The sequence below is a fragment of the Arthrobacter silviterrae genome (assembly GCF_011045165.1).
In the GTDB taxonomy this organism is placed as follows: Bacteria; Actinomycetota; Actinomycetes; order Actinomycetales; family Micrococcaceae; genus Specibacter; species Specibacter silviterrae.
In genome coordinates this window covers 1-10,972 of sequence record NZ_JAAKZI010000059.1, presented here as the reverse complement: position 1 = coordinate 10,972, position 10,972 = coordinate 1, and the positions used below count along the sequence as shown (strand labels likewise).

Here is a 10,972-nt window from a genome sequence, read left to right as displayed (position 1 = left end):
GGCAACCACCGGATGGGCTTCCTTGAAGTAGCCCGAGTTCACGTGCATCTGACCGCAGCACGCCTGTCCGGGAGGGAACACCACCTCGTGCCCCAGCCGTTCCAGGATGGCAACCGTGGCGCGGGCCGTGCGCGGATACATGGCGTCCACGATGCACGTGGCAAAGAGCGCAATTTTCATCAGACCATCTTTCGGGACAACAACACAACAATGTGGTCCGACCATACTAGGCGGCGAACCCAAAGTCCAGTGAAAAATTCAAGGAACGTGAGATTGGCCACAAGCGCAAAACTTGGGTTACACTTTCGTGGTCGGACCATAGTGGTCTGACCATGACCTTATCGGTCAAGACACCAAGCAAGGGGAAATCCGTGGACCATTTCACCCCCGCCACCGACCCGGTTGCGGGCAGCGTGGCCATCTCGGCACTCATCGCGCTGATACCGCTCATTACGTTCGTCGTCCTCCTGGCCGTGGTCAAGACCAAGGCCCACGTGGCCGGCGCCTGGTCCCTGCTGGTGGCCGTGGCGGTCGCCGTGCTCGGCTACCACATGCCGATCGGCCTGGCCGCCCTGTCGGCATCACAAGGGGCCGTGTTTGGCGCGTTCCCGGTGTTGTGGATCGTCATCATGGCCGTGTGGCTCTACCGCGTCACCGTCATCAGCGGCCGCTTCGAGGACCTGCGCGGCATATTCGACGTGATCGGCGGCCGCGACGTCCGCGTCCAGGCCATCCTCGTCGCCTTCTGCTTCGGCGGCCTGCTCGAAGCCCTCGCCGGATTCGGTGCACCCGTGGCCATCACGGCCACGATGCTCATCGCCCTCGGCCTGTCCCCGCTGCGCGCAGCCGCCACCGTGCTCGTGGCCAACACCGCCCCTGTCGCGTTCGGCGCCATCGCCATCCCGATCACCACCGCCGCCGGGCTGACCGGCCTGGACGCGGCCCACCTCGGCGCCATCGTCGGACGCCAGGCACCAGTGCTGGCCGTGCTCGTGCCGCTGGTCCTGCTGGTCATCCTCGACGGCCTGCGCGGCCTGCGCGAATGCTGGCCCGTCGCCCTGGCAACCGGGCTGTGCTTCGGCATCGCCCAATTCCTGTGCTCCAACTACTTCTCCTACGAACTGACCGACATCGTCGCCTCCCTCGTAGGCCTGGCCGGGGCGTACCTGTTCCTGCGCGTGTGGAAGTCCAAGGGCCACGACGCCGCCCGCGAACGCCTCACGGTCGGCGCCCTGGCCGGCGGATCCGCCGGCGGCCCCGTTTCCGATGGGTCGGTGGCGGTGGCCGGGACTCGGTTGGACGGGGACCCGGCGAAGCTCACCGGCGCCCGGGTGTGGCTGGCGCTGTTCCCGTACCTGCTGGTCATCGTGGTGTTCGGCATCGCCAACCTCTGGAAGCTCGGCGTCAACATTCCCGCCTGGCTGGCCACCACCAACATCCACGTACCGTGGCCGGTGCTGCACGGCGCGATCGTGGACGCTGCCGGAAAACCGGTCTCCTCGACCGTGTACAACTTCCAATGGCTCTCCAGCCCCGGCACGCTGCTGCTGATCACCGGCCTGATCGTTGCCGCCGTGTACGCCGCCTTCGACGGCGGTGGCCGGTTCCCCATCACGATGCGCCAGGCGGTGGCCGCGATTGGCCACACCATCTACAACATGCGCTGGGCAGGGGCGACCATCATGCTGGTCCTCGCCCTGGCCTACGTCATGAACCTCTCCGGGCAGACCGTGGCGATCGGCACCTGGCTGGCCAGCACCGGCGGCTTCTTCGCCTTCCTCTCCCCCGTCCTGGGCTGGATGGGCACCGCCGTCACCGGCTCGGACACCTCCTCCAACGCTCTCTTCGCGAAACTACAGCAGGCCGCAGGCATCAAGGCCGGGATCGACCCCCACCTGCTCGTGGCCGCCAACTCCTCCGGCGGCGTCGTCGGCAAGCTCATCAGCCCCCAAAACCTCGCCATCGCCGCCACGGCCGTCGGCATGGACGGCCAGGAATCAGTCCTGCTGCGCAAGGTGATCGGCTGGAGCGTGGGCATGCTCGCAGTGCTCTGCCTGCTGGTATACCTCCAGTCAACGCCCGTGCTGGGCTGGATGCTGCCTCGGGCCTGATGTCAGTGAAGCGCGCAGGCCCGTGGCAGGATGGATCCGTGACAGATACAACGGATCGGGCCGCGGGCCCGCGCGCCTACCAGGCCGTGCTGTCCAGCATCGAGGCCGATCTGCGGTCAGGCCGGCTGAACATCGGCGACCGCCTCCCAGGCGAGCGGACCCTCTCCGAACAGCACGGCATCTCACGCGCCTCGGTGCGGGATGCAATCCGCATCCTGGACGTCATGGGCCTGGTACGCACCGCGACCGGGTCGGGCCCGAACTCCGGGACCATCCTCATCTCCGACCCGGCAGCCGGACTGTCCTCAACCCTTCGCCTGCATGTGGCCAGCCGGCACCTGCCCGTCGCCGACATCGTCCAGGCCCGCATCCTCCTGGAAACCTGGGCCGCCACGGCTGCGACAACACGCCCCATCGACGAACCGTCCCTGGCCCGCGCCGCGGAACTGCTCGCCCTGATGGACGACCCCGCCCTGGGCCGAGAAGCATTCCACGACCTCGACTCACAGTTCCACGTACTGCTCAGCACCCTCGCCGGCAACGCCGTCGTCTCCGCCATGATGGAGTCCCTTCGCCTGTCGATCATGGACTACGTCCGCCACGCCGTCACCACCGACGAACAGTGGCAACCCGTCGCCCAGGCCCTGCGCCACCAGCACCACGGCATCCTCGACGCCCTCACCGCCCGCGACGGGGACCTCGCCGCCCGCCTGCTCGGTGAACACATCGAATGGTTCTTCACCGAAACCGCCCGCTAACCCAGGCAACGCCCCCGTCCGGTCCCTTGCCTGGAAAAGGACGCCGGGGCGGGCGGTGCAATCCAAAACCGGACGGCCTCCGAACGCCTGTTACGGGTTCACTCCGGAACCCGCGAAATTCGATGCGGAGGCTCAACTCCGCCCTTGGGAAAAGGATTGAAAGCCATGCGCACATCACCGAACCGCCTGCTTGCCACGATTTTCGGAGCCGTCTACCTGTTGGTGGGCGTCGTCGGGTTCTTCGTCACCAGCGGGGTAGGTTTTTTTGCCACGGAAGGACGGAACCTGATCATCTTCGAGGTCAACCCGCTGCACAATATCATCCACCTGGCCATTGGAGCGGCCCTCCTGCTTTCCGGGCTGGGTTCCGTGACGGCGGCCAAGACCGCCAATTCAACCGTGGGCGCCGTCTACCTGCTCGTTGGCATCGTGGGCCTCTTCCTGACGACGTCCGCACTGAACATCATTGCCCTCAACGGCGCAGACAACGTCCTGCACCTGGCCAGCGCACTGGTGCTGTTGACGGTCGGCCTGTCCCAGGACCGTGCCACCGCCACCGCCCGAACCGCCTAGTCATGGCGGCCCTGCGTGTTGCGCAAGCCCCGTCCCCGGGCAGGAAGATGTCGCTTCGCCGGGCCTCCATTGGACGCCCACGAGCCTCCGCCCGGTCCGGCGGCGAGCTTGCCAGCCTCTGCGTCGGCGTCGCCGCCGTAGGCATTGCTGCCCTCGGCAGTGCCGCTGCCTCCAGCCTGGTTGCCGGCCTGAACGGGGCGGCCGGGCCGGCGGTGTGGTGGGAATGGGTAGCCGCACTCGGGTCGGCTGCCTGGGCGGGGGCTGCGCTGTTCTATGCCTTTGCCACTTTTCGGACCGGGCACCTGCTGATGGCCGGCGTGGCAGTCCGTGCCGTGGCGGTGGCCGCATTGGTCCACCTGGCCGGGATCCTGATTGGCCTCTGGCGCGTGCCCGAGGACGCCAGATACCTGGACCTGACCCTGGCCGCGCTGCTGGTGCTTGAGTTGTCCGTTATTGCCGTCATGGGCTGGCAGCACAACAAGGCGCTTCGCACGTCGTTCAGGGCATCTGCTGGATGGAAACCGTCCGCCCTGGCAGTCATCGGCACGATGTTTTTCGTGTCCATTGTGGTGGCATCGGTTACCACCCTGGGGCTGGCAGCCTCCACTGCCGGCCAGCTTGCCGTCCCGCATTCCGGGCATGGCTCCCACAGTCCCGGTGGCCACCTGCCCGCCAACCTGGAACAGTTGAAGCATTCCGGCCACCATCACTGACCCTAGTGTTCGCTCCAGCAGGCCAGGATGGTGGTTGCCATCTGGTACGCGAAGGCGGAGCGCGTGACGTGGTTGATGCCGGCGGCGGCAGGCATCGTTGTGGCGTCCACGTGCAGCACCATGTTGTCCTTGGCGAAGACCACGGTGCCCGCCTCCGCCTGGTAACCGGGCAGGCCGAGGTTGGACAGGCCCTGGATGGGCTTGGCGTCAAGCGAGGTCGAAAGCGTCGCAGCGCCTTCCCGTGCTGCCGTCGCCTCCGGGAACACCTGGACTGACATAGTCAAGGTTCCGGCTTCCAGGGCATAGTGGCATGCATACACGGTGCCATTCCAGGACCAGTCCGTCTTCGGTGGCGAGGCGAGCCCGAGGATTTTGGTGACGTTGCCCCTGGCTTCTGCGGAACAAACCATGGCGGCGGCCTGTGGCGGCGTTCCGGCAGGACTCTCACTGGCCGATTTTCCGACCGCTGTGGGACCCTGCGTTGCGCCGTGCGCTGCGGCGGACTGCGCTGCGAACTGTACGGACGGGGCTGCGGCCGTGCCTGCTGCGCACCCGCCCAACAGGAGCACCCCCACGGCCAGGCCTGTGATTGTGAGCTGCTTGTTCATTTACTTGCCCTTTTCTTCCGATCATTCATTGCCGTCTAACGGACGGTCAGGACGCCGTGCGTGCCGGCCGTGCCGTCGCTATGGAACGGGTAGCTGCCCGGTTCACCGGGTGCCTTGAAGGTTGCGGTGGTGCCGGGAGCAACGGTGAAGTTGAAGCTGTGGCCGTCGTCGGAAGCGAGGGTGTGGGCGGCGGTGTCCATGTTCATCACGGTGACCATGGACCCGGCCGCCACGGGGGCGGCATCGCGGACGTGTCCGGATTCGATGTGGATCATGCCCGCCATGGCATCCGCTGTGCCGGTCATGGCCGGCACGGGGGTGCTGGCGGCCGGGGCCGCCTGGGCCGGGCCGGGGCTGGCAGTTGGGGAGGTGCTGCAGCCGGCCAGGACCAGCGTGGTGGCCAGGGCCGCGGCGGCGATGAGTTGTCGTTGTGTTTTCATGATCGTCCAATCCAAGAAATATTTCTGCCGGGGCCTGCCGTGTTCCGCCCGCCGGCGGCTATGGGGTATGGCTGGAGACCAGGTGGCCGTAGACGATGGTGTTTTCGGTCCATTCACCGGTGGCTTGGTCGAATCCGCCGCAGGTGATGAGGCGGATTTCGGCGCGGTTGGTGTTGCCATAGACGGCCAGGGTGGGAAAGGTGGCCTTTTTGACCTCCGCGAGCTTGTCCACCTCGAAGACAGCGACGCTGTGGTCCGCTCGCGTCACGGAGAACCGTTGGCCCTGCTTCATTTCGTGGAGCCGGTAAAACAGTCCTTCGGGCGAGGCGAGGTTGTTGACGTGGCCCAGGATGACGGCGGGCCCCAGCTGCCCGGGTGTGGGCGAGTATTTGTACCAGCCGCCCGGGTCTCCGGGTTGGCCGCCGGGCACGTCCATGGTGCCGTCCGGCGCCTGTCCCAGCGGCACCAGCACGGTGTTGATGCCAATGTCGGGCACCTGCAGCCTGACCGGAATGGAGGCGGGAAGGATGGGTCCCTCCACGGCCGGCCCGGCCGGTGTGGCGGGTGCCGCGGCCTGGGCCGCGGAAGGCGACACCGCCGGCGCCGGAGGTGGGGTTGGTCTGGGGTGGGCCGGCGCGGCAAGCATGGTGGCCGGTGCGGCGGCCCCGGCTCCGGGACTTTGCGGGGCGCATGCCGTGGTGCCGAGCAGGACGCCGGCGAACAGGAGACCGGCCGCCGCGGATGCGGCGAGGCGCCCGCGGCGGCTGGTCTTATCCTTCATGGTGCTTCAGGCCCCGTCAGTTCGACGCGGTCTTCGTGCGGCGCAAGGCCACAAACGCGCCGGCGGCCAGCACCAGCGCGCCGGCCCCCGCGAACAGCCCCAACTCAGGCGATGCCCCGGTGGTGGCCTGCGCCGTCTGGGTCAGGCCCGTGCCGGGGGCCCCGCCGGGCATCGCACCCATCTGGGAGGCAACCACCGTGCCGCACAGGGCCGGCGAGGTTGCGGCCAGGGGCAGGGAGGGCACCAGGTCGCTCTTTTCCTTCTGCGCGGCGGCCGGCAGGGTGGCGGGGTCCAGTCCGTGGACCACAACGACGCCGGTCCCGGCCTTGAGCGCGGCAATGGTCTCGGCGTTCATGGCAAAGGTGCGCTGATAGCTGTAGGAGGCGCCCATGCCGGCCACCTTCAGGTCCAGGGCAGCCTTGTCACTGGTGTCGCCGCTGGTGGAGAGGGTGGTGCCGATCTTTCCGTAGGACGGGCCGCCCTCGGTGGTGCTGATGACCCCGTCCTTGTTTGTGTCCGCAGCCGGGGTGGGGCACACGCCCTTCCCGTCGATGTGTATGTGCTGCACGTGCGGGTACGGGGCGCCGTTGAAGGTGGCGGCCAGCCCGCTGACATTCTCAGTGACCGTCGCCTGGTCCCCGGTCAGGGAGATCATGACACTGCCGGTTGCGTTGCTGCCGTTGATGGCACCAAGGTTGGCCTGGTAGGTGGTGGTTCCATTGTCAGCAGCCATGGCACCCGCGCCGGAAAGCGACACGACGGCAAGCGCCAATGCCGGTGCAATCAGGAAAGCAGATTTCTTATACATAAGAGATTCCTCCTCATCAGGGGGCGTCCCGATACCGGGGCGTCAGGGGTGATTCGGAACACGGCGCCCGATGGATTGGGAAATGCCGCAGTTTTCTTTGGCCGCCCCGGGCAAGCAGGGAATTGATGTTCCTCGGCTCGTGTCCAATCCGGTTGGCGGGGTGCTCCGAAGTACCTCCTGACAGCCCGCACCGCCCCTCGGCATGAAGCACTAACGGCCACGGCGGCAGCAGGGGAAGCAGGCGGAGACCATCCGCTTTCAAGGCATGGAGAACCATCATGAATGCAACCAAGACGTCCACCACCCGCAAGGGCCTCAGCCTCGGCATGGGACTCCTCGCCATTGCCGCCATGGGCCTGACCGCCTGCAGCGGCACCACCACCGCCGCACCCGCAACGTCGCAGGCCCCCATGGCCAGCTCCGCCCCGGCGGCCACCACGCCCATGGCTGCTGCCGGGGACCTGGTCGGCCCGGGCTGCGCCGCCTATGCTGCGGCCGTCCCGTCCGGCGCCGGCTCCGTGGCGGGCATGGCGGCCGATCCGGTGGCAACGGCTGCGTCGAACAACCCGCTGCTGAAGACACTGACAGCGGCAGTGTCCGGGAAGCTGAACAAGGACGTGAACCTGGTGGACACCCTGAACTCGGGCCAGTTCACCGTCTTCGCCCCGGTTGACGACGCCTTCGCCAAGATCCCGGCGGCCACCATCGACGGGCTGAAGACCGACTCAAAGACGCTGACGTCCATCCTTACCTACCATGTGGTCCCCGGCCAGCTCGCGCCCAGCCAGATCGACGGCACGCATGCCACGGCCGAAGGCGCCACGGTGAAGGTCACCGGCAGCGGGGACAACATGATGGTCAACGGCGCCAAGGTCATCTGTGGGGGCGTCAAGACGGCGAACGCCACCGTCTACCTCATCGACTCCGTACTGATGCCCCCGGCCAAGAAGTAGCCGGCCAAGAAGTAGGGCCAAGAAGTAGTCCGCAGCCGCCCGCCGTCAACACGGACCGCAAGGAAGCGCACCATGGGCAGCGACCATGACAAACTAGAGACCATGCGCCTGCCCTGGTTGCGGCCGGTGGAGCCCCTTGCCCCGCCCACGCACGAAGACCTGATCCGCCTCGTCGCCCTCGGCGACGAGGCGGCCTTCGCCGAACTCTACGACGCCGTCGCACCCCGGGTGTTCGGGCTGGTGCGCCGCGTGGTCCGCGATCCGTCGCAGAGCCAGGAAGTCACCCAGGAGGTCTTCCTGGACGTTTGGACGCAGGCAGCGCGGTTTGACGCGGACCGGGGGAAGGCCATGGCCTGGATTCTGGTCATCGCCCACCGCCGGGCCGTGGACCGCGTGCGGGCCAGCCAGGCCAGCAGGGACCGCGACCTTCGCCAAGGCATCAAGGAATACCAGGAAAGCTACGACGACGTCGCGGACACCGTGGAAACCACCCTGGAGGCCGAACGGGTCAACCAGGCCCTTGAAACGTTGACCGGGCCCCAGCAGGAAGCCATCCGCCTGGCCTACTATGGCGGCTACACGCACCAGGAAGTGGCGCAGCTGCTGAACATTCCGGTGGGCACGGCCAAGACACGAATTCGTGACGGCATGATCAGACTACGAGACAGGTTAGGGGTGGCGTAATGGAACAACAACTTCATCTGCTGACCGGCGCCTATGCACTCAACGCCGTCACCGACGCCGAGCGGACCGCATTTGAACGCCACGCCCTGGGGGACGCGCAGACGCTCGAGGAGGTGCGCAGCCTCAGCGAAACCGCCGCGCTGCTCGCCTACGGAACGCCCGCGGAGACCCCTCCCCCGGAAGTGAAGGCCAACGTCATGGCCGCCATCCGCAACACCCGCCAGCTTTCGCCCTCCACCGTGGTCCGGGACCTCGGCACCGCGCGCACCGCCCTGAGGGGCACGACGGCGCGTTCCCGGCTCTCGGGTCCGCCGCGCCGCCGGTGGGTGCCGGCCCTGGCGGCCGCTGCCGCCCTGCTGATCTTCGCGGGCGCCGGCGTGGGCGGGTGGGCGGTTGGCCATGGTTCCGGGCAGCAGGGGACGGAGCAGCGGCTGGCCGCCGAGCAGGCGCAACAGGCGGCCATGCTGGCGATCATGGGGGCGCCGGATGCGAAGATTGCCACCGCAAAGGTTGGCGCAGGCACCCTGGTGACCATTGCTTCCTCGGGGCAGGCCAACCAGGCGGGCGTTCTGGTGAAGGACATGCCGGCCGCCCCTGCCGGAAAGGCCTACGAGCTGTGGTTCATCACCGCCAAGGGTGCCGTGCCGGCCGGGCTGATGGATGTTTCCGGCTCCGCACCAAGCGTCCAACTCCTGAAGGGGCCACTGGACGGCGCCACACACATCGGCATCACGGTGGAGCCAGCAGGCGGCTCCCCCCAGCCCACCACCACACCCATACTGCTCCAGGCCATTTAGCTCCAACCCCTCGGGCGGGGCACGGCCCACAGGCGGGCGCCCCTCTTGGGCGTTCGCCGTTTCCAATCCACCCGGCGTCCGGCTCCGAAGTACAGGCAAGAAGAGCAGCCCATCCATATGAGGGCGGCTAATGCCCCGTCCCAAGGAGCCCGTCATGGGAACACACAACAAGAAGCCCGCAACAGCCCGGGCCAGGAGCCGGAGCCTCCGGCTTCTGGCCTCGGCCGCAACAGGCATCATCGCCGCCGGTGCGCTGTTCGCCGTGGCCCAGCTGCTCTCCTCATTTTTCGGCGCGGCATCCTCCCCTCTGACCTCCGTAGGGTCCGCATTCATCGACTTCACCCCTGCGTGGATGAAGAACTTCGCCATCGCCACCTTCGGCACCAACGACAAGGCGGTGCTCCTGCTCTCCATGGCGGCCGCCGCCGTCGTCCTCGCCGCCCTGGCCGGTGTGGTCGCCCGCAGACGGTTTGCGGCCGGGGCCGGGATGGTCGGCGCCTTCGCCATCGTCATGGCCGCCTGCATCATCACCCGGGCCGGTGCCTCCGTCGCAGACCTCCTGCCCCTCCTGGCCGGCACGGCCGCCGGCCTGGCGGCGCTGCGATTCCTCGCGGACTCCCCACCGCCGCGACGCACCGCACCCACCCCCGGCACCCCCACGGAGTCCGGTGCGGGCCAGCCCTCCCGCCGGACGTTCCTGGTCAGGTCGGCCGTCGTGGCGGGTGCTGCCGTCGTCGTTGGCGTGGGCGGCACCCTCCTCTCCACGGCACGCAACACGGCCCGCCAGGTGCGTGCCGCGCTCAAGCTCCCCGCCCCACGGACGCACGCGGCCGCCCTGCCCTCCGGCGTCCAGTCGCCCGTGGCGGGGGTGGGGCCGTTCGTCACCCCCAACCCGGACTTCTACCGGATCGACACCGCGTTGGTCGTCCCCGAGCTGGACCCCCGCACCTGGACCCTGCGCGTGCACGGGATGGTGGAGCACGAATTCACCATGACCTTCGACGAACTCCTCGCCGCCGAGCTGGTCGAAACGTACGTGACTCTGACCTGCGTGTCGAACGTGGTGGGCGGCAACCTGGCCGGCAACGCCAAATGGCTCGGCTACCCCCTCCGCGAGGTCATGGCCCGGGCCAAGCCCCAGCCCGGGGCGGACATGGTCCTCTCCACCAGCGCCGACGGGTTCAGCGCCTCCACCCCGCTGCCCGTACTGCAGGACAGCCGCGACGCGCTGCTGGCCGTGGGCATGAACGGCGAGCCGCTTCCCCTGGACCACGGCTTCCCCGTACGCATGGTCGTTCCCGGGCTCTACGGGTTTGTCTCGGCCACCAAATGGGTCGTGGACCTGGAAGTGACCACCTTCACGGCGAAGGCCGGCTACTGGACCTCGCGCGGCTGGTCCTCGCACGGGCCCATCAAAACGGCATCCCGCGTCGAGGTGCCCCGCGCCCTAGCCCGCGTGCCAGCCGGCCGGGTGGGCATCGGCGGCACCGCATGGGCCCAACACCGCGGCATCTCCAAGGTCGAAATCCAGCTCGACGGCGGCCCATGGCAGCCTGCAACACTGGCCGCCGAAGCCTCCGTGGACACCTGGCGGCAATGGTCCTACGAATGGGACGGTGCCGCCGCGGGCACACACAACGTCAGGGTCCGCGCCTACGATACCGCCGGCACCCTCCAGGACGGGAGGCAGGCCCCGCCCGAACCCGACGGCTCCACCGGCTGGCACTCCATCACCTTCACCGTCAC

At 68.0% G+C, this 10,972-nt stretch carries 13 protein-coding genes; 8 read left to right on the top strand and 5 right to left on the bottom strand.

Annotated features, from left to right (window positions below):
- The coding region (locus G6N77_RS19105; RefSeq protein WP_165183759.1) for a heterodisulfide reductase-related iron-sulfur binding cluster at positions 1–180 on the bottom strand (180 nt) is incomplete at its 3' end.
- Positions 181–371: 191 nt separating this feature from the next.
- Between G6N77_RS19105 and G6N77_RS19100 the strand changes: the two genes are divergently transcribed.
- From G6N77_RS19100 to G6N77_RS19085, 4 genes are all read left to right on the top strand, one after another.
- Positions 372–2,111: an L-lactate permease gene (locus G6N77_RS19100; RefSeq protein ID WP_165183758.1), complete on the top strand. Its 1,740-nt coding sequence runs from the start codon at positions 372–374 to the stop codon at positions 2,109–2,111.
- A 38-nt stretch (positions 2,112–2,149) separates the two neighbouring features.
- Positions 2,150–2,869: a FadR/GntR family transcriptional regulator gene (locus G6N77_RS19095; protein ID WP_262455628.1), complete on the top strand. Its 720-nt coding sequence runs from the start codon at positions 2,150–2,152 to the stop codon at positions 2,867–2,869.
- Positions 2,870–3,034: 165 nt separating this feature from the next.
- The gene (locus G6N77_RS19090) at positions 3,035–3,442 is read left to right on the top strand and encodes a DUF4383 domain-containing protein (RefSeq protein WP_165183756.1); all 408 of its coding nucleotides are present in this window, start codon (positions 3,035–3,037) and stop codon (positions 3,440–3,442) included.
- Between the two features lie 47 nt (positions 3,443–3,489).
- Positions 3,490–4,155, top strand: a complete 666-nt coding sequence (locus tag G6N77_RS19085; RefSeq protein WP_165183755.1) for a hypothetical protein — start codon at positions 3,490–3,492, stop codon at positions 4,153–4,155.
- 2 nt (positions 4,156–4,157) lie between these two features.
- Here G6N77_RS19085 and G6N77_RS19080 read toward each other — a convergent pair whose 3' ends face one another.
- The 4 genes from G6N77_RS19080 to G6N77_RS19065 are packed head-to-tail and all read right to left on the bottom strand — an operon-like array spanning position 4,158 to position 6,792.
- Positions 4,158–4,763: a hypothetical protein gene (locus G6N77_RS19080; protein ID WP_165183754.1), complete on the bottom strand. Its 606-nt coding sequence runs from the start codon at positions 4,761–4,763 to the stop codon at positions 4,158–4,160.
- A gap of 35 nt (positions 4,764–4,798) precedes the next feature.
- Positions 4,799–5,203, bottom strand: a complete 405-nt coding sequence (locus G6N77_RS19695) for a cupredoxin domain-containing protein (protein WP_205678441.1) — start codon at positions 5,201–5,203, stop codon at positions 4,799–4,801.
- Positions 5,204–5,261: 58 nt separating this feature from the next.
- Positions 5,262–5,984 carry a class F sortase gene (locus tag G6N77_RS19070; protein WP_165183753.1) on the bottom strand — a complete coding sequence of 241 codons (723 nt, stop codon included), beginning with the start codon at positions 5,982–5,984 and terminating at the stop codon, positions 5,262–5,264.
- 16 nt (positions 5,985–6,000) lie between these two features.
- Positions 6,001–6,792, bottom strand: coding sequence for a hypothetical protein (locus tag G6N77_RS19065; protein WP_165183752.1), 792 nt, complete (start codon positions 6,790–6,792; stop codon positions 6,001–6,003).
- Positions 6,793–7,070: 278 nt separating this feature from the next.
- Here G6N77_RS19065 and G6N77_RS19060 point away from each other — a divergent pair, with 278 nt between their 5' ends.
- From G6N77_RS19060 to G6N77_RS19045, 4 genes are all read left to right on the top strand, one after another.
- On the top strand, positions 7,071–7,745 hold the full coding sequence (locus G6N77_RS19060) for a fasciclin domain-containing protein (protein ID WP_165183751.1): 675 nt from the start codon (positions 7,071–7,073) through the stop codon (positions 7,743–7,745).
- Between the two features lie 72 nt (positions 7,746–7,817).
- On the top strand, positions 7,818–8,429 hold the full coding sequence (gene sigK / locus G6N77_RS19055; protein WP_370875209.1) for an ECF RNA polymerase sigma factor SigK: 612 nt from the start codon (positions 7,818–7,820) through the stop codon (positions 8,427–8,429).
- Positions 8,429–9,226, top strand: coding sequence for an anti-sigma factor (locus tag G6N77_RS19050; protein WP_165183750.1), 798 nt, complete (start codon positions 8,429–8,431; stop codon positions 9,224–9,226). Before sigK ends, G6N77_RS19050 begins: the two co-directional genes overlap by 1 nt.
- A gap of 154 nt (positions 9,227–9,380) precedes the next feature.
- A partial coding sequence (locus G6N77_RS19045; RefSeq protein WP_165183749.1) for a molybdopterin-dependent oxidoreductase occupies positions 9,381–10,972 on the top strand: 1,592 nt, incomplete at its 3' end.

Excerpts from the sequence above, each read along its gene's own strand:
- G6N77_RS19050 (WP_165183750.1), top strand. The coding sequence starts at position 8,429 with ATGGAACAACAACTTCATCTGCTGACCGGCGCCTATGCACTCAACGCC.
- sigK (WP_370875209.1), top strand. The coding sequence starts at position 7,818 with ATGGGCAGCGACCATGACAAACTAGAGACCATGCGCCTGCCCTGGTTG.
- G6N77_RS19090 (WP_165183756.1), top strand. The coding sequence starts at position 3,035 with ATGCGCACATCACCGAACCGCCTGCTTGCCACGATTTTCGGAGCCGTC.
- G6N77_RS19080 (WP_165183754.1), bottom strand. The coding sequence starts at position 4,763 with ATGAACAAGCAGCTCACAATCACAGGCCTGGCCGTGGGGGTGCTCCTG.
- G6N77_RS19065 (WP_165183752.1), bottom strand. The coding sequence starts at position 6,792 with ATGTATAAGAAATCTGCTTTCCTGATTGCACCGGCATTGGCGCTTGCC.
- G6N77_RS19060 (WP_165183751.1), top strand. The coding sequence starts at position 7,071 with ATGAATGCAACCAAGACGTCCACCACCCGCAAGGGCCTCAGCCTCGGC.
- G6N77_RS19070 (WP_165183753.1), bottom strand. The coding sequence starts at position 5,984 with ATGAAGGATAAGACCAGCCGCCGCGGGCGCCTCGCCGCATCCGCGGCG.
- G6N77_RS19695 (WP_205678441.1), bottom strand. The coding sequence starts at position 5,203 with ATGAAAACACAACGACAACTCATCGCCGCCGCGGCCCTGGCCACCACG.
- G6N77_RS19085 (WP_165183755.1), top strand. The coding sequence starts at position 3,490 with ATGTCGCTTCGCCGGGCCTCCATTGGACGCCCACGAGCCTCCGCCCGG.